Annotated in this window: 15 protein-coding genes; 11 read left to right on the forward strand and 4 right to left on the reverse strand. The window is 72.1% G+C overall.

From position 1 onward, the window contains the following. Nucleotides 1–195 precede the first annotated feature (195 nt). The 4 genes from RM479_RS10975 (at nucleotide 196) to RM479_RS10990 (ending at nucleotide 5,978) form a co-directional block, all read left to right on the forward strand. Nucleotides 196–981 carry a hypothetical protein gene (locus RM479_RS10975; RefSeq protein WP_311511611.1) on the forward strand — a complete coding sequence of 262 codons (786 nt, stop codon included), beginning with the start codon at nucleotides 196–198 and terminating at the stop codon, nucleotides 979–981. A 380-nt stretch (nucleotides 982–1,361) separates the two neighbouring features. Continuing rightward, a complete protein-coding gene (locus RM479_RS10980) occupies nucleotides 1,362–1,745 on the forward strand; it encodes a cold-shock protein (RefSeq protein WP_311511825.1) in 384 nt (127 codons plus the stop codon). 187 nt (nucleotides 1,746–1,932) lie between these two features. Then, nucleotides 1,933–2,688, forward strand: coding sequence for a DUF3027 domain-containing protein (locus tag RM479_RS10985; protein ID WP_311511826.1), 756 nt, complete (start codon nucleotides 1,933–1,935; stop codon nucleotides 2,686–2,688). Between the two features lie 212 nt (nucleotides 2,689–2,900). After that, nucleotides 2,901–5,978 (forward strand): sacsin N-terminal ATP-binding-like domain-containing protein, encoded by a 3,078-nt coding sequence (locus RM479_RS10990; RefSeq protein WP_311511612.1) that lies wholly within the window; start codon nucleotides 2,901–2,903, stop codon nucleotides 5,976–5,978. A 64-nt stretch (nucleotides 5,979–6,042) separates the two neighbouring features. On the opposite strand, the gene RM479_RS10995 is transcribed toward RM479_RS10990, so the two are convergent. Continuing rightward, nucleotides 6,043–6,897: an MOSC domain-containing protein gene (locus RM479_RS10995; protein ID WP_311511613.1), complete on the reverse strand. Its 855-nt coding sequence runs from the start codon at nucleotides 6,895–6,897 to the stop codon at nucleotides 6,043–6,045. A gap of 157 nt (nucleotides 6,898–7,054) precedes the next feature. On the opposite strand from RM479_RS10995, the gene RM479_RS11000 reads away from it, so the two are divergent. The 3 genes from RM479_RS11000 to RM479_RS11010 all read left to right on the forward strand — a co-directional run bounded on the left by RM479_RS11000 (nucleotide 7,055) and on the right by RM479_RS11010 (nucleotide 8,656). Further along, entirely contained in the window at nucleotides 7,055–7,492 is a 438-nt protein-coding gene (locus RM479_RS11000) for a hypothetical protein (protein ID WP_311511614.1), read from the forward strand. A gap of 97 nt (nucleotides 7,493–7,589) precedes the next feature. After that, nucleotides 7,590–7,952, forward strand: coding sequence for an ArsR/SmtB family transcription factor (locus RM479_RS11005; protein WP_274808338.1), 363 nt, complete (start codon nucleotides 7,590–7,592; stop codon nucleotides 7,950–7,952). Between the two features lie 53 nt (nucleotides 7,953–8,005). Beyond that, on the forward strand, nucleotides 8,006–8,656 hold the full coding sequence (locus RM479_RS11010; RefSeq protein WP_311511615.1) for an SRPBCC domain-containing protein: 651 nt from the start codon (nucleotides 8,006–8,008) through the stop codon (nucleotides 8,654–8,656). A gap of 50 nt (nucleotides 8,657–8,706) precedes the next feature. Here the strand turns inward: RM479_RS11010 and RM479_RS11015 are convergent, their stop codons facing one another. Beyond that, nucleotides 8,707–10,203, reverse strand: coding sequence for a class I SAM-dependent methyltransferase (locus RM479_RS11015; RefSeq protein WP_311511616.1), 1,497 nt, complete (start codon nucleotides 10,201–10,203; stop codon nucleotides 8,707–8,709). Nucleotides 10,204–10,242: 39 nt separating this feature from the next. Then, complete coding sequence (locus tag RM479_RS11020; protein WP_311511617.1) at nucleotides 10,243–10,497, reverse strand: DUF2530 domain-containing protein; 255 nt, start codon at nucleotides 10,495–10,497, stop codon at nucleotides 10,243–10,245. A 220-nt stretch (nucleotides 10,498–10,717) separates the two neighbouring features. On the opposite strand from RM479_RS11020, the gene RM479_RS11025 reads away from it, so the two are divergent. The 3 genes from RM479_RS11025 (at nucleotide 10,718) to thpR (ending at nucleotide 14,429) form a co-directional block, all read left to right on the forward strand. Next, complete coding sequence (locus RM479_RS11025; RefSeq protein WP_311511618.1) at nucleotides 10,718–12,175, forward strand: NCS2 family permease; 1,458 nt, start codon at nucleotides 10,718–10,720, stop codon at nucleotides 12,173–12,175. 165 nt (nucleotides 12,176–12,340) lie between these two features. After that, nucleotides 12,341–13,714, forward strand: coding sequence for an MFS transporter (locus RM479_RS11030; RefSeq protein WP_311511619.1), 1,374 nt, complete (start codon nucleotides 12,341–12,343; stop codon nucleotides 13,712–13,714). Nucleotides 13,715–13,841: 127 nt separating this feature from the next. Then, nucleotides 13,842–14,429 carry an RNA 2',3'-cyclic phosphodiesterase gene (gene thpR, locus RM479_RS11035; protein ID WP_311511620.1) on the forward strand — a complete coding sequence of 196 codons (588 nt, stop codon included), beginning with the start codon at nucleotides 13,842–13,844 and terminating at the stop codon, nucleotides 14,427–14,429. A 426-nt stretch (nucleotides 14,430–14,855) separates the two neighbouring features. Here thpR and RM479_RS11040 read toward each other — a convergent pair whose 3' ends face one another. Beyond that, on the reverse strand, nucleotides 14,856–15,581 hold the full coding sequence (locus RM479_RS11040; RefSeq protein WP_311511621.1) for a 3-keto-5-aminohexanoate cleavage protein: 726 nt from the start codon (nucleotides 15,579–15,581) through the stop codon (nucleotides 14,856–14,858). Between the two features lie 107 nt (nucleotides 15,582–15,688). On the opposite strand from RM479_RS11040, the gene RM479_RS11045 reads away from it, so the two are divergent. Continuing rightward, complete coding sequence (locus tag RM479_RS11045; RefSeq protein ID WP_311511622.1) at nucleotides 15,689–16,744, forward strand: hypothetical protein; 1,056 nt, start codon at nucleotides 15,689–15,691, stop codon at nucleotides 16,742–16,744. The last annotated feature ends 87 nt before the right edge of the window (nucleotides 16,745–16,831 follow it).

A 16,831-nucleotide genomic window follows, 5' to 3' on the forward strand; every position in this document is an offset into this window, starting at 1 on the left:
ACGGGCGTCCCACGGGGCGGCGGGGCTCTCTCCGCGGGGTCGGCCCGCGGTGGGCGGTGTTCCCCTCCGGGGCGGTCCAGCGCTCCACCCCGATCCCATGCGTCACCGGGTGGTGGACCGTATACGGAGAGAATTCGGCGACCGAAAATGGAAAGAGGGCTTAAAAGGCAGGTCATCCTCCGCCACTATGGGGATATGACCCAGCGCTCGGAACAAGTGGTACTCGACTATCTGTCCGAGGTCGGCTTGGTCCTGCACGGTCGGCTGACCGCCAGGGAACGGACCACCTACCTCGCTGACGTGCGTTCTCGGATCGACGCGCGCCGCGCCGCCGCGCCCGATGACGACGTGGACACCGTCCGGGGCATCCTGCTGGTCTTCGGCAGCCCCACGGACCTGGTGGAGCGGGAGATCGTCGGCAACAAGCTCGACATCGAGGACGATGAGCTCATCCCGCCCAAGCCCCGGCACGCCGACCGGCCGCCGCCGCCCTGGCGCGGCGGTCCCAGCTCCGGCCTGATGGGCCTGCTGGAGGGACCCGGCCGCACCGAGATGCGGGTGCACGGCCACGTCCCCCGGGGGCCGGGACCGCTGCGCGGCCTGATCCTGTGCCTGCGCCGGCACCCCGGCGAACTGGTCGCCCTGGCGTTGCTGCTGCTGACCGTCCCCTGGATGTGGGGGCTGTCCTTCCTGTGGGTGCTCGGTGTCGCGTTCATCGTGCTCAGCCGGGTGTGGAACATCCACGACAAGTGGATCGCGATCGTCGTCCCGTTCCTGGGCTGCGTGACCGGAATGGCGCTGTGGGACGGCCGGGCCGACTTCGTGGACCAGTACGTGCAACGGTCCCTGTCCGAGACCGGGGTCATCGGGCTGGGCCTGGCCTCCCTGGTCTCCGTGGCCTACCTCTACCCTCGGGTCCTTCGCTCGGCGAGGGCCGCCGAACGCGCGGCCGAGCGGGCCGCCGAGAGCCGACCCGGCTGAACGGCCGCCGGTCATCGACTGGCAAACACAGGGGAATAACCTTTTCCGGTCGGCCCGTTACGGTGCGTCCGGGCACACGTTCTCGGGTAATCAATGCGGTACACCGTCGCTTTCGCTTCGCGACGGCCACGCCAGTGAGACAGGTGGCCCGGCATCCGGTCCGGGCTCCGCACCGCGTCGTCGGTGGCCCGGCCTCTCCGCCGAGTCCCGTCCCGTGCTCCGCATCAGCGGGGAGGGGCCACCGAGACGCACGAGGCCCGGGTGAGCCGTATCCGGGCCTCGTTCCTTTGTGCCCGGGAATTATGCCTCGCTTCCGTCACTCCGGGGCATTAGCCTGGGCCCACCATTGCACGACACCGAGTGAAAGCATGAGGTCCTACGTGCCCACCGGCAAGGTCAAGTGGTACGACGGCGGCAAGGGTTTCGGTTTTCTCACACGCGACGACGGTGGAGAGGTTTTCGTGCACTCCACCGCCCTACCCTCCGGCACCGAGACGCTGCGCCCCGGACAACGGGTCGAATTCGGTGTGGCCGAAGGGCGAAAGGGCGCGCAGGCGCTCCAGGTCAAACTGTTGGACGTGCAGCACTCGGTGGCCAAGGCCCGGCGCAAGAAGCCCGAAGAGATGGTCGTCATCACCGAGGACCTCATCAAACTGCTGGAGGGGCTGTCCAACGGCTACCGGCGCGACCGCCACCCCGAGCGCCGCGACGCCTCCCGGATCGCCGCGGTGCTCCGGGTCGTCGCCGACGATCTGGAGGCCTGAGCGGTCTCCGGGGCGGTCCCGACCGGTCGGTCGGCTCCGCCCCGGGGACCCAAGACCCGATCAAGAGGGTGTATCGGACGAACCTTGACCCGCGTTGTGGTCAAATCGGTGCCGGGGATCAGTGAGAATGGGGGACGTGAGCCCTTCTCGACGTTCTCCTGTACCGGACAAGGCGTGTATCGAGGCGGTGGACCTGGCCCGCTCGGTGGCCGCCGAGGTCGGGCGACCCGAGTGGGTGGGTGAGCACCTCACTCCCCAGGTCGAGGACGCCCGTCTGATCACCCACTACTTCACCTGCCTGGACCCGGCCTATCCCGGCTGGAACTACGCCGTCACCGTCGTCCGCGCCTCGCGCGCCAAGGACGTCACGGTCAACGAGGTCGTCCTGCTGCCCGGCGAGGGCGCCCTCGTCGCACCCGAATGGGTGCCGTGGAACCAGCGCCTGCGCCCCGGCGACCTCGGCGTGGGCGACCTGCTGCCCATCGAAGAGGACGACGAGCGCCTCGTCCCCGGCTACGCGCAGGTCCCCGACAACGAGCTGGACGACGAGGGCGTCGATCGGCAGATGGTCTGGGAGATGGGCCTGGGCCGCAAGTACGTGCTGTCGGAGACCGGTCGTGAGCAGGCCGCCGAGCGCTGGTACAACGGTGAGTCCGGGCCGCGCAGCCCGATCGCCGAGGCCGCGCCCGCCCGCTGCATCACCTGCGGCTTCATGACCCCGCTCGCCGGCGAGCTGCGCCAGATGTTCGGGGTGTGCACCAACGAGTACGCCCCCGACGACGGCCGGGTCGTCTCCATGGACCACGGATGCGGCGCCCACTCCGAGGTGCGCATGCCGCAGTCGCGCAACGAGCCGGTCGCCCCCGTCGTGGACGAGCTGGGGTACGACCACATCGTCTTCGACGACACCACCGAACTCGAACTGGTCACCTCCGACTCCTGACGGATCCGTCCGTACCACGCCCCGCCCGGACCGCGGGTGGGGCGTGCCCTGTGAACGCCACGGGTCGCGCGCGCCGTGCCGGGGCACCGCGCGGGCGACGGGGGTCCGTTGAGGGCGATGGCGGGCGACGGGCGCGAGTGCGCTCGCGGCGCATGCCCTAAGGTCTGATGTGCACCGTGCCGGGCCGCGCCCGCAGCCCAGGAGGGACCATCATGGCCGAGCCGCTCACCACCGAGTCGGTGGCCGACCCCTACGCCACCGCCGAACTGCGCCGCAGAGTGCTCGCGGCGTGGTCGGACGCGCCCGCCCGATTCCGCGAGGACGCCAACGCGGAAGAGGACTTCGCGCTCGGCGGCTACCGGGACCGGGTCATCGTCGAACTCGCTCAGAACGCGGCCGACGCCGCCCGGCGCGCGGACGTCCCCGGGCGCCTGCTGCTGTCCCTGGAGGGGCACCGGCTCATCGCGGCCAACACGGGCGCCCCGCTCACCGCCGAGGGCGTGGAGTCGTTGGCCACCCTGCGGGCCTCCACCAAACGCGATGACGACGCCTCCGCCGGCCGGTTCGGGGTGGGCTTCTCCGCCGTGGCCGCGCTCAGCGACGACGTGACCGTCACCTCCGCCGGCTCCGCCGTGCGGTTCAGCGCCGATCTGGCCCGGGCCGCCGTCGCCGACCTGCTCGCCGACACCGGTCCGGGCGGGCTGGCCGCCGAGGTGGAACGCCGTTCCGGGCACGTGCCCATGCTCCGGCTCCCCTTCCCCGAGGAGGGCGCGGGCGTCGAGGGCTACGACACCGTGGTCGCGTTGACGCTGCGCGACGACGGGGCCCGCGACCGGGTGCGCGCGCTGCTGGTGGGCACCGGCGAGGCCCTCCTGCTGGCTCTCCCCGGGCTCACCGAGGTCCGCGTGCTGGCCGACGGCGTCGAGCACGTGGCCACCCGTGAGGAGGGTGAGGCCGACGACGGCGCGATCGACCCCGTGACGACCCACCGCGACGCCGAGGGCGTCCGCACCACCCGTTGGCGCACGATCACCCGCACCGGGACCTTCGATCCGGACCTGCTCGCCGACCGGCCCACCGAGGAGCGCGGCCGCACCGCCTGGTCGCTCACCTGGGCGGTGCCCGTCGACGACGAGGGGGGCCCGGCCCCGCTGCCGGAGGGCGTGGAGCCCGTCGTGCACGCGCCCACCCCCACCGACACCGGACTGGACCTGCCCGCCGTCCTCATCGGCACGTTCCCGCTCGGCAGCGACCGGCGGGCGGTGCAGCCGGGTCCGGCCACCGATCTGCTGTTGTCCGAGGCCGCCGAGGCCTACTGCGCGCTCCTGCGCCGATTCGACGCCGGTGCCGCCCTGGAACTGGTGCCCGGAACCCGGGTGGGCGGCGGACACCTCGACGCCGGTCTCCGCGCCCGGGTCGCCGAACCCCTGCGCACGACCGCGTTCCTGACCACCGAGTCCGGGGCCCGGATCGCCCCGGCCGAGGCCGTTCTGCTCGACACCGGGGGCGTCGACCTCGCCGCGGTCCTCGCCGAGTTGGTGCCCGCGCTGTTGCCGGGCCGGCTCAACCCCCGGCACCCGGCGCTGGCGTCCCTGCGGGTCCACCGGATCGGCGCGGCCGACATCGCCGACCTGCTCGCCGACACCGACCGGCCGCCGCGCTGGTGGGCCGGTCTGTACGCGGCGCTGGCCGGCACCACCGGGGTGGACACCGACGAACTGGGCGCCCTGCCGGTGCCCCTGGCCGACGGACGCCTGGTGCGCGGCCCCCGTTCCCTGCTGGTCCCCGAGGAGGAGGGCACCGCGCGGATCGACTCCCGTGCCCTGGCCGCCCTCGGGGTGCGTCTGGTCCACCCGGAGGCCGTCCACCCGCTCCTGTTGCGTCTGGGCGCGGTGGAGGCCGGTCCCGGCACGGTCCTGGCCGACGCGAGCACCGAGGCGGCCGTACGGTCCTCTCTGGACGCCGACGACCCCGAACCCCTGGCCGAGGCGGTCCTGGGCCTGGTCGCCGCCTCGGGGACGACCGTCGCCGACGCGCCCTGGCTGGCCGAGCTGGCGTTGCGCGACGACGAGGACGGCTACTCGATCGCCGCCGAACTCCTCGTCCCGGGCGCCCCGCTGGCCGAGGTGCTGGCGGAGGACGCCCCCTTCGGCGCGGTCCACGACGATCTGGTGGAGCGGTACGGGACCGATGTCCTGCGGGCGGTCGGCGCCCTGTGGGAGTTCACCGTGACGCGCGCCGAGGAGGTCGCGTTGGGCGAGGACCTCCTCGACGCGTTCGAGGAGGCGCCCGACGGGTTGGAGGAGTGGGCCGACGAGGTCCTGGAGCGGGTCGGAGACCCCGACCTGCCGCCGGTCGTCCCCGAACTGACCTGTGTCGTCGACCTCGACTACGTGGCCGACGACCGCTGGCCCCGAGCCCTGGAGATGCTCTCCCGGGGCGTGTTGCGGGAGGCGGTGACCGAACCGGCCCGGGTGCTCATGCCCGACGGCCGGGTCGTCGACGTGCCCTCCTACACCTCCTGGTGGCTGCGCTCCCGTGCCCTGCTGGACGGGAGCGCCCCGGCCGAACTGCGCGCCGCCGAGGCCGAGCCCGCGCTGAGCGGGCTCTACGACGAGGCGCCCACCGACATCGATCCGGAGTTCGCCCGGGCACTGGGCGTGCGCACGACCCTCACCGACCTGCTGGCCGACCCGGACGGCCCCGATGACCTGGCGACCCGGCTCGCCGATCCGCGAAGGCACGTGGACCGGGCGGCGCTCCTGCGGATCTGGACGGCGCTGGCCGGGGTCGACGCCGACCTGGTCACCCCGCCCGCGCGGGTGCGCGCCGTCCTCGGCGGGGCGATCGTGGTCGCCGACGCCGAGGAGGTCGTGGTGGTGGACTCTCCGGATCTGCTCCCGTTGGTCGCGGATCGGCCCCTGGTGCTGGCCGCGTCCCCGGAGTCGCTGGCCGACGTCCTGGACCTGGCCGTGGCGAGCGAGATCGTCGAGGGGGAGGTCACCTCGGCGGGGAGCGTCCGCCCGGTGCCCGACGTCGTCGACCTGTTCCTGGACCCGGAGGGGGAGCCGGACCGGACCTACGTGCACCACGCGACGCTCGTCGTGGACGAGACCGAGGTGGAGTGGTACGTGGGTGACGGTGTGGTGCACGCGGCCACCACCGACGGTCTGGCCCGCGCCCTGTGCTGGCGCGCCGAGCAGTGGGGCCGCCGCCATCTGGTGGCGGCGGCGCTGCGCGACCCGGACGCCGCCCCGATCCTGCTGGCCGAGACCGACCTGGAGCAGTGACCCGGGGACCGCTCCGCGAGGTGAGGGCGCCCACGGGGCTCCCGGGGACCGGCGGAGCGGAGACTCAGGGGAGCACGGTGGCGAGGCGTTCGCCCAGGCCCTGTTCGGCCTCGCCCCAGGCGGTGACGTCGAGTTCGTCGCCGACGTTCAGCACACCCGGCCGGGTGACCGAGAACTTGGCTCCGAAGGAGACGCCGCCGTCGTCGGCCCGGCGGTAGCCGGCCAGGGTGCGCAGTGGTTCGGGGCCGCGTTTCTCCCCGCTCCCCTGGTCCACGGTGGTGACCGCGCACCGGATGCAGACCTTGGCGTAGCCGAGTTCGGCGGTGCCCGCGCGCACGGCGCGCACCCGGTCCTCGGTATGGGGTTCGGTCCATCCGGAGATGACGAGGTTGGGCCGGAAGCGGTCGATCGGCACGGGCTCGGAGCCGGTCTCCAGGATGCGGCCGTTGAGCAGGTCCAAGGACGCGGTGGAGGCCATGAGGACGGCGGTGCTGTCGGCGAAGCCGCTGGTGCCCGGGGTGAGACCGCTCACCTCGCGTCGGTGGTCGTCGGGGACCCGGACCAGACGACTGGACGAGCCGAACACCTCGGTCAGCCAGGCGGCGGCCGGCTCGCCCTGGTCGACGCCGACGAACGGCAGCCGGTGCAGCGTGACGTCGAGGCGAGGTCCGTCGGGGTCGATCTTCACCGTCAGGGGCTCGATCCCGTCGGTGCTCAGCCGCAGCACGTCGTCGACGACCTCGGGCCGGACGCGCGCCATGCGCGGGTCCTTGCGCTGGCTGCGGAAGCCGCCGGAATCGTCGACCACCATGAAGGAACGATCGTGGCGGATCCCGGCGTGCGTGAGTTCGGCGGTGCTCAGGGGGACCCCCGCGCACCCCTTCACCGGGTAGTGGACGAGTTCGGAGATTCGGGCCATGCGTGCACGCTAGCGCACGGGGGCACCCCCGGTTTGCCCGCGGGCTCCGGACCCGCTGTACTTCTCATCGAGGCCTGGAAGGAACCGGGGCACATTCCGGAGCGTCCTCCCTGGCGTAACGTCCCCGCTCATATCCGACATCTGACAGGACCCCTCCATGCGAACGATCCCCATCGCCCTGTTCGCCGCCGCCGCCCTCGTCGCGCTGGCGGGTTGCTCCTCCGACGAGCCCGACGCCGCCTCCGGCACGGGCGGCGTGGAGCAAGGGGCCCCGCCGACCGCCACCGAGCAGACCTTCGAGCCCGGGCAGCAGATCGCCGTGGAGCTGACCATGCTCTCCTCGGCCGACGGCGGCCGGAGCACCTCGTTCTTCTCGGGGTACCGGCCCACCATCGAGTTCGAGTACGAGGAGCAGAGCACCGAGTGCTACGCGCAACTGCCGGTCGATCTGCGCGAGTTCCCGCCGGGGGAGACCCACCGGATCGGACTGGAGTGCGACTCCGAGATCCTCGTCCATCCGGAGACCCCGGGCTTCCGGGTGCTGGAGGGCGGCGAGGAGACGGGCACGGGCGTGGTCGTCTTCACCGGCAACTGAGGCGCGGCGGGGCGCACCCGGGTCGGTCGGGTGTGCCCGCGCCGCGAACAGAGAATCAACCCTGGCTTATATAAATCAAATCTTATATGGTGGTCCCATGCACGCCTTCGACGTCCTGGGCGACCCCGTGCGAAGACGCCTCCTGGAACTGCTCAACGAAGGTGAGCGGGCCTCCGGCGAACTGACCGAGGTCGTCCGGGCCGAGTTCGGCATCTCGCAACCGGCCGTCTCCCAGCACCTGCGCGTGCTCCGGGAGAACGGTTTCGCCACCGTGCGCAAGGACGGCAACCGCAGGCTCTACGCCGTGGACGCCTCGCCCCTGCGCGACGTCGACGCCTGGCTTCGGCGCTTCGCCGTCCGCTGGGAACCGCACCTGATGGCGTTGGAGACCGAACTGGTCAGAGGCGGGCGCGAACGCCGCGCGGGCGACGAACGAGAGCGCGGGCGGCGTCGTCAGTGACCCGTACCGGGGCCACCGGGCGGGCATCGGACCCGACACCAGGGGAGTGGACCATGGACGTTCAACAGCGGATCGACGCCGCCGGACGCACGGTGACGATCAGCGGAGCGGGGGACGAGACCACCGTCACCATCGCGCACGACTACGCCACCTCCATCGAGGACCTGTGGGACGCCTGTACCAACGCGGAGCGCCTTCCGCGCTGGTTCGCCCCCGTCGGCGGGGACCTGCGCGAGGGCGGGACCTATCAGGTGCAGGACAACGCCGGCGGCCGGATCCTGTCCTGTGATCCGCCCAAGGCCTTCCACGTCAGCTGGGAGTTCGACGGTCAGCGCAGCGACGTCCACGTGCGTCTGACCCCGCTGGCGTCCGAGGACGGCGGGGAGCGCACCCGGTTCGAGCTGTCGCACGTGGCACCGCTGACCGAGTTCTGGGATCGGTTCGGTCCGGGCGCGGTGGGCGTCGGCTGGGACCTGGGCCTCCTCGGCCTGACCCTGCACCTGGAGGGCGGTGTGGACATGCCGGCGGAGGCCTCCGAGTGGGGGACCTCGCCCGAGGCGTTCCGGTTCATGGAACTGAGCGCCCGCGACTGGGAACGGGCCCACCTGGCGACCGGCGCCGATCCCGAGACGGTGCGCGCCGCGGCCGAGCGGACCATCGAGTTCTACACGCGACCCCCGGCCGAGGACCCCGAGCAGGGCTGATCCGGCGGCGGCGGTGACGGACGCCGGGCGGGCCCGAGCGCGACGAAGGTCTACCGGGTGACGGTGAAGAAACCCTCCGAAATGAGGGTGCGCAGCGCCTCCGGCACCCGTTCGCGCACCTGCGCCGGGTCCTCGTGGATGAGCTGGGCGATGGCGTCCAGCAGGGGGCCCACCGGCATCGTCCCGTCGCAGACCCCGGCCAGCGCGGCCTCCACCGTGCCCACCCGGGCGACCCGGCGCAGTCCGTCGCGCTGACGCAGCAGGATCCGTTCCGGGTCGGGCGCGCCGGGGACCCCGACGCGCTCCTCCACCACGCCCGGCGCCAGGGCCACGTGCGCCGAGAGCAGGGCGGCGTCGGTCAGCCGGTGCGCCGTCATCGCCCCGTCCACCACGGAGGGGAGATAGGGGCCCACCGGTTGGTCGATGTCGTGGCGCAGCTCCTCCACGCGCACGGTCGCGTCCTGGGCGACGTCGTTGCGCAGGCTGATCCACCCGAACCCGATGCCCTTGATGCCCTCGCGCTCGAAGTAGTCCAACCAGGCGTCGTAGCGGCGGGTGTACTCGGGGGTGCCGTGCTCGCAGGAGTCGCGCAGCCACAACTCCACGTACTCGGCGGGGTCCTGCACATCGCGCTGGACCACCCAGCCCGAGCAGCCGGTCCCGGTGACCCAGCCGCCCACCCGGTCCTCCCAGTCGTCGCCGTCGGAGTGCACCCAGTTGGCCAGCAACTGGCACCAGCCGCCCTCGGTGAGGTGGGCGGGGGCCTGGCGGACCAGCTCGGCGCAGATCGAGTCGCCGGGCAGGTCGGACTCCCGATAGGTGTAGCGGGAGGCGTCGGGCGTGATGACGAACGGCGGGTTGGACACGATCAGGTCGAAGCGCTCGTCCTCGACCGGTTCGTACAGGGAACCCTGGAGCAGACGGACGTCGGGCACGCCCGACAGCGCCAGGCTGATCCGGGCCATCCGCAGGGCGCGCGGGTTGAGGTCGGTGGCGACGATCTCCCGGGTGCGGGAGGCCAGGTGCAGGGCCTGCACACCGCAGCCGGTGCCGACGTCGAGGGCGCGTTCGACGGGGCCGTCGACGATCAGCCGGGACAGGGTGGCCGAGGCGCCGCCCGCGCCCACCACGTGATCGGGGCGCGGCACGACGCCGGTGCCGGGGCGCACCTTGGGGTCGGAGACCACGAAGCCGGGTCGGCCCTCCTCCAGCTCCCAGGGGCCCAGGTGCACCAGGGAGCGCACGACGGGTCCGCCGGGGTGCTCGTCCACGGTGACGAGGCCCGCCCCCACGAGTTCGTCGACGGGCAGGACGGCGCGGGCGGCCCGGGCGGGAATGGGGCTCTGGAGCCACCACAGGCGCAGCAGCAGCCCGAGTCGCTCCTCGCCGCCGGTGGCGCGCAGCGCGGGCACGAGTTCCTCGCGCGCCAGCGCGCGGGCCGCGGCGTCGCCCAATCGGTCGCGAACGCCGGACACCGTGTAGTCGGCGTCGATGAGGATGGCGCGCAGTCGTTCGGCGAGTCCGCGGGGAAAGGCTGTCTCAGGCACCCGCCCATTATCGACCACGGGACCCACCAGGGCGTTCGATCAGTCCCTGGAGGAGATCCGCTCGGCGGCCTCGGCCCGTTTGCGCAGGAGGCGGGGGATGTAGAGGAAACCGAACACGCCCAGGCCCGTCCCGGTCGCGCACACGCCGATCCACCAGCGTTCGGACTCGGGCAGGCCCTCGCCCATGGCCAAGAGCACGATCAGCGCGATCACCCAGGCGACGGTGCCGATCGCGGCGGGGACTCGGTAATCGCTCTCGTGGACTTCGGGATCCGGCTGACGAGGTTTGCGCACGACTCCAGGCTAGCCGTACACATCGGAACGCTCCATGGAGGAGGTGAGGCGTCTGCTCTCACCAGGGAAATCTTCGTCACATCCGATCACTCGATCATCCGAACACATGGTGTTTTCTACGAAACTCCTGTGAAACGTGTGTCGGCTGTTGTATGAAGATGCAACTAATCTGGCGCAGAATCCTTGTTGTCCGGTAACACGACCAGGTCAGGCTGACACCGTGAACGCTGCAACCCCATCCCCCGACACAGTGTCCGAGGCGCCCTCGGGCCCCCTGGACCGCTTCTTCCGCATCTCCGAGCGCGGTTCCACCTTCGGCACCGAGATCCGCGGTGGCCTGGCGACCTTCTTCGCCATGGCCTACATCGTCGTCCTCAACCCCCTGATCATCGGCACCGCCGAGGACGTCAACGGCGAGACCCTGGGCATCCCCCAGGTCGCCGCCGTGACCGCCCTCGTCGCCGCGATCTCCTGCGTCCTCATGGGCGTGGTCAGCCGCTACCCGTTCGCCATCGCCGCGGGCATGGGCCTCAACGCGGTGGTCGCCTACGGGATCGCGCCGCTCATGCCGTGGTCCGACGTGTTCCTGCTGATCATCGTCGAGGGTCTGCTCCTGCTGATCCTGGTGCTGACCGGCTTCCGCACCGCGGTCTTCGCCGCCATCCCGCCCGGTCTGAAGATCGCCATCGCGGTCGGTGTGGGCCTGTTCCTGGCGCTCATCGGTCTGGTCAACGCCGGCTTCGTCCAGGCGGGCGCGGGCACCCCGGTGCAGCTCGGCGACGGCGGGCTCAGGGGCTGGCCGATCCTGATCTTCGTCATCGGCCTGCTCATCACCATCGCCCTGTACGTCCGCAAGATCCGCGGCGCGATGCTGCTGGGCATCGTCATCGCCACCGTGCTCGCCATCGCCGTGGAGACCGCGCTGGGCGACGGCGGCGATCGCCTGGGCTGGGGCCTGACCGTTCCCGCGCTGCCCGACGGTGTGGGCGGCCTGGTGTCGCTGCCGGACTTCTCGCTCGTCGGCCTGTTCGCCGACGGCGGCCTCAACGTGTTCGGGCGCTGGTCCGAGATCGGCTTCGCCACCGTGCTGATGCTGATCTTCACCCTGCTGCTGGCCGACTTCTTCGACACCATGGGCACCATGGTCGGCGTCGCCCACCAGGGCGGGCTGGCCGACGAGGACGGCAACATCGAGGGCACCCGCGAGGTCCTGGTCGCCGACTCCCTGGGCACGATCTTCGGCGGTGTGGGATCGGCCTCGGTCGCCACGATCTACGCCGAGTCCACCGCCGGCGTCGCGGAGGGCGCGCGGACCGGTATCGCCCCGATCGTCACCGGTCTGCTGATGGTCGTGGCCACCCTGTTCACCCCGCTGGTGACCCTGGTCCCGTTCGAGGCCGCCACCCCGGTCCTGGTCATCGTCGGTTTCATGATGATGACCCAGGTCGTGAACATCGACTTCAAGGACCCGGCGATCGGCCTGGGCTCCTTCATGGCCATCATCATGATGCCCTTCACCTACTCGATCGCCAACGGGATCGGGTTCGGGCTGCTCACCTACGCCTTCGTCAGCCTCGCCATGGGCAGGGGCCGCCAGGTCCACCCGCTGCTCTGGCTGATCTCGATCGTGTTCCTCGTCCACTTCGCCGAGGCGCCCATCTACGCCCTCATCGGCTAGCCGGCGACGGCCGCGGACCGACTTCCGCATCCGCCCCGCACGGCGGGAATTCCCGAGACGGTGAACGGCGTTGACCCGAATGATGAGTCAACGCCGTTTACTTTTTGTCGCCCGGAACGCTCCGGTCACCGCGTCGGCCCCCCTCCCACCCCCCGGGAGCGGCTGATGCGGCGTAGGGCCATGTTCCGTTCGCTGTCGGTGCGCAACTACCGCCTGTACGCGCTCGGACAACTGTTCTCCAACCCCGGCACCTGGATGCAGCGCATCGCCCAGGACTGGCTGGTCCTCCAGCTCAGCGGCGGCAGCGGCATCGCGCTCGGGATGACCACCGCCCTCCAGTTCCTGCCCATGCTCTTCCTCGGGCTGTGGGGCGGCGCCCTGGTCGACCGGCTGGGCAAACGCCGCCTGCTGATCTGCACGCAGAGCGCCATGGGCGTGCTCGCCGTCGCCCTCGGCGTGCTGGCCACCGTCGGCGCCGCCCAGGTCTGGCACGTGTACCTGTTCGCGTTCGGGCTCGGCCTGATCACAGTGCTGGACAACCCCGGACGGCAGGCCTTCGTCCCCGAGATGGTCGACCGGGAACTGCTGAGCAACGCGATCGCCCTCAACAGCGCCAGCTTCCAGCTCGGCCGGGTCACCGGCCCGGCCGTCGCCGGGCTGTTGATCGCCTGGATCGGCAGCGGTCCCGTCTTCCTCGTCAACGGCGTCTCGTTCGGGTTCACCATCGTGGCCCTGCTGCTCATCCGCACCGCCGAACTCAACCCCACCGAGCCGGTGCCCCGGGGCAAGGGGCGGATCCGCGAAGGGCTGGCCTACGTCAGGGGTCGCCGCGACCTCACGCTGCTGCTCCTGCTGGCGGCGTGCACGCAGTTCTTCGGTGCCAACGGGCAGAGTCAGATCGCCCTGATGGTCAACAACGTCTTCGAGACGGGGGCCGCCGCGTTCGGCGTGGCCGCCGCCTGCCTGGCGGTGGGGGCCCTCATCGGCGCGCTGCTGGCCGCCCGCCGCGAACGCCCGCGCCTGCGGCTGATCCTCATGGGCTCGATGGCCTTCGGCGTCGCCCAGATCGTGGCCGGCCTCATGCCCACCTATCCGACGTTCATCATCGTGCTGGTGCCCATGGGCATCGCCTTCATGACCTACGTGACCACCCTCAACGCCACGTTCCAGCTCACCGTGGATCCGCAGATGCGCGGCCGTGTGATGAGCATGTTCCTGCTGGTCTTCATGGGCGTGGCCCCGATCGGCGCACCGGTGGTCGGCTTCCTCGCCGACGCCTTCGGGCCGCGGACCGGCCTCGTCGTCGGCGGCGCGGTGACCGTGCTCGTGGTCGCGGTGCTCGCGGTACCGCTCTTCCGGGACAAGGGGGTGCGCCCGCGCGACCTGATCCCGGGACGCCGCCGCGCCGCCGCGCGGCGACCGGCACCCGCCGACAGGGGACGGGGCGTCGAGACCGCGGTGGAGGCCGGCGCGGGGGAGACCTCGCCCGCCCCCGAACGGCTCACCGACGAAGACCTCACCGCGCCCCGGTCCCGTTGAGTCCCGCCCCGGCCGGGAGGCCCCTCCCGGCCGGGGCGGACTCGGACGGCGACCGGGCGCACCGGGAAGGGCGCCGGAGGGGCCGGGGCCGCTCCCGCCGGCCCGGACCGGATGCGAGGATGCGGACATGAGACTGTTCGTGGCGCTGTCACCGCCCGCCGACGTGGTCGACGCCGTACTCGCCGCCCGCGCTCCGGGCCCGCGGCACACGTCCGACCTGCGCTGGACCCACCCCTCGGACTGGCATCTCACCCTGGTCTTCCTCGGAGAGGTCCCCGACGGGTCGCTTCCGGCACTCGCCGACGTCCTGGGCGCCGTCGCCGGTGATCACGCCCCCTTCGACCTCACCGTCGACGGGTGGGGCGTCTTCCCCCGCTCGGGCCCCTCCGCCGTCCTGTGGTCGGGCATCGGCGGGGACACCGAGGCCCTCGCCTCCCTCGCCGCCGACCTGCGCGCCGCCGCCGTCTTCACGGGTCCGCCCGGACAGGACCGCCCCTACGTGCCGCATCTCACCGTGGCCCGCTCCCGGCCGCCCCGCGACCTCACCGACCTGCGCTCCGTACTGGGCCGGGGCCCCCGCCACCCCTGGCCCGTGCGCGAGGTGCGCCTCATCGAGAGCCGACCCGGTCGCGAGGACCGTTACCGAACCGCCCGGACCTGGGCGTTAGGCTGGAAAACCGACCCGGGGATATCGCCAGAGCGGAGCACCGCATGAGCATGCTCACCAACAACCGCAAGCAGCGCTGGCTGCTGCCCGTGGTCCTGGGCTTCATCATGCTCCTGGTGCTGCTCGGCGCCCTGCTGGGCTGATCATGATCCCGGTGGGGTGGGGGAGGGGCCACCGCGTTCCCCGAACCGGGAGTCCCGCCATGGGCGTCTTCACCGGTGCCGAACCCGCCCACCTCACCCTCGCGGACCCGCCCGCGTCGCCACCGTCGGACCCGACGGTTCCCTCCGCGTGACACCCGTGGGCTGGTCCCCCGCCGACGACACCACCGTCGTGGAGATCAGCGGTCACGACGTCGCCGGAACGAAGGAGTTCCGCGACGCCCGGCCGCACCGCGTCGTGAGCCGGGGCCGGAGGAGGACGGGCGGCCCGTGCCGCGCAGCGCCCGCGACGTCGGCTGACGGAACGGCGGACTCAGGCCGCGGCGGACGCCAGCGCCACCGCGCGCGCGACCAGTGCCGCGTTGTCCTCCGCCTCTTCGCCGTCGGGCATCCGCATCGTGTCCTCCAGGCCGATGCGGATGTCCAACCCGGCGTTCAGCGCGTCCTCCAACATCGGCCAGGCGGTGGCGTCCGAACCGTGCAGCAGCCGGGGCGCGGACGGGCCCGCGCGGTCCAGCAGCGACAGGATCGCCTCGGCGTTGCGCCGGGCGTCCTCCACCGCGACCTGTGTGGGCTCCACCAGGACCGCGGTCACCGGCACCTTCGTGGCGATGAGGATGCGAGCGGCGTCCACCGTCCACACCCCCGCCTCCACGGCGACCCGGCGATCGTCCAGCAGATGGATGAGGTCCACCGAACCGGCCTCGTGCAGGTTCACCGTCACCGAGTCGGGCAACGACGGCGACGCCCACCGCTGCACCAGGTCGTAACGCCGCCACGGGTCGGACTCGGCGGACAGGGCCGTGGTCAACGAGATCGGGACGTCGGGGCCCTCGGCGCGGAACCTCTCCATGAGAGGGCCGACCACCTGCGGCTCCAGGGATTCGGCTCCCCCCGGATCGCGCGGATGCAGGTGGAGGGCGGTCGCCCCGGCGGCCACCGCCTCGTGGGCGTCGGTGATCAGTTGGTCCAGGGACACGGGAAGAGCGGGGTGCGCACCGGGGCGGCGGTCCCCGTTCAGACAGGCGACGATCCTCATGGCTCTCCTCACGGAACTCCGTATGCCGAATGTGCCCGTTCGCGCCGTCGCGCAAAAGCCGTCCCGGATGCGCGCCGCCCCCGTCCGCCCCTGGCAGGATTGCCGTCATGAGACGACCGCTCGTGTGCGCCGTGGCCGCGCTGTCCGTGTTCCTCCCGGCACCCGCCCTGGCGGAGCCGGAGATCCCCGACGGCGGGACCGGGTTCGACTACCCGCGCGGCGGCGAGGGGCCGGAGGGATCGGAGATCGCCTTCACCTTCCAGGACGAGCGGATCTCGGAGTCCAGCGGGATCGCGCCCTCGCTGCGGCACGAGGGCGTCTGGTGGACCCACAACGACAGCGGTGATCACCCCACCGACGTGTTCGCCGTCGACGAGGAGGGGAACACGCTCGCCACCGTGCGCCTGCTCCTGGAGCTGCGGGACTGGGAGGCGATCGCCGTCGCCCCCGGCCCGGACGGGGAGCCCGCGATCCACGTGGCCGACATCGGCGACAACTTCGGCGGGAGCTGGACCGAAGTGCGGGTGTACCGGTTCACCGAACCGGAGACCCTCGCCGACACGACGATCGAGCCCACGGTGCTGACCTTCGCCTACGCCGACGGTGGCCGCGACGCCGAGTCGATGATGATCGACCCGCGCGACGGGCGGCTGTACGTGGTGTCCAAGGAGTTCGCGGGCGGGCTGTACGCCGCCCCCGAGGAGATCGACCCGGCCGGCGTCAACACCCTGGAACGCATCGACTCGGCGCCGTTGTTCGCCACCGACGCGGCCTTCGGCCCGGACGGCACCCGTTACGCGATCCGGACCTACTGGGGCGTGACGATCTACGACTCCACGGACGGTGTGCCGGGCACCTCCATGGGCGCCTTCGACCTGCCCGAGTCCGACCAGGGCGAGTCGATCGCCTTCACCCTCGACGGCACCGCCCTCATGGCCGGTACCGAGGGTCTCTTCGCCCCCGTGTGGCGGGTCCCGCTGGAGGACCGCTACCGGACCGGCACGGTGGAGACGGAGGAGGAGGCCCGAGAGGAGAGCGCGTCCCCGTCGGAGACCGCCGAGGACGCCGGGGAGCGGGGGAGCGCGGTCCCCTTCATCGCGGCCGGGGCGCTGGTCGCGGTCCTCCTCATCGGCGGCATCGTCCTGCTCGCCCGCAGGGGCTGACGGGGGCCGGGACACGGGCCGCCCGGAAGGGCGACGGGGCGGCCGGTCATGGTGCGCCCTCCTCGTACCGGCGCCGCTCGCACCGGG

The sequence above is a fragment of the Nocardiopsis lambiniae genome (assembly GCF_031845465.1).
In the GTDB taxonomy this organism is placed as follows: domain Bacteria; phylum Actinomycetota; class Actinomycetes; order Streptosporangiales; family Streptosporangiaceae; genus Nocardiopsis; species Nocardiopsis lambiniae.

Coding starts and splice junctions, on each gene's coding strand:
- thpR (WP_311511620.1), top strand. CDS start 13,842: ATGAGACTGTTCGTGGCGCTGTCACCGCCCGCCGACGTGGTCGACGCC.
- RM479_RS11040 (WP_311511621.1), bottom strand. CDS start 15,581: ATGAGGATCGTCGCCTGTCTGAACGGGGACCGCCGCCCCGGTGCGCAC.
- RM479_RS11000 (WP_311511614.1), top strand. CDS start 7,055: ATGCGAACGATCCCCATCGCCCTGTTCGCCGCCGCCGCCCTCGTCGCG.
- RM479_RS11010 (WP_311511615.1), top strand. CDS start 8,006: ATGGACGTTCAACAGCGGATCGACGCCGCCGGACGCACGGTGACGATC.
- RM479_RS11045 (WP_311511622.1), top strand. CDS start 15,689: ATGAGACGACCGCTCGTGTGCGCCGTGGCCGCGCTGTCCGTGTTCCTC.
- RM479_RS11005 (WP_274808338.1), top strand. CDS start 7,590: ATGCACGCCTTCGACGTCCTGGGCGACCCCGTGCGAAGACGCCTCCTG.
- RM479_RS10990 (WP_311511612.1), top strand. CDS start 2,901: ATGGCCGAGCCGCTCACCACCGAGTCGGTGGCCGACCCCTACGCCACC.
- RM479_RS11030 (WP_311511619.1), top strand. CDS start 12,341: ATGCGGCGTAGGGCCATGTTCCGTTCGCTGTCGGTGCGCAACTACCGC.
- RM479_RS10975 (WP_311511611.1), top strand. CDS start 196: ATGACCCAGCGCTCGGAACAAGTGGTACTCGACTATCTGTCCGAGGTC.
- RM479_RS10995 (WP_311511613.1), bottom strand. CDS start 6,897: ATGGCCCGAATCTCCGAACTCGTCCACTACCCGGTGAAGGGGTGCGCG.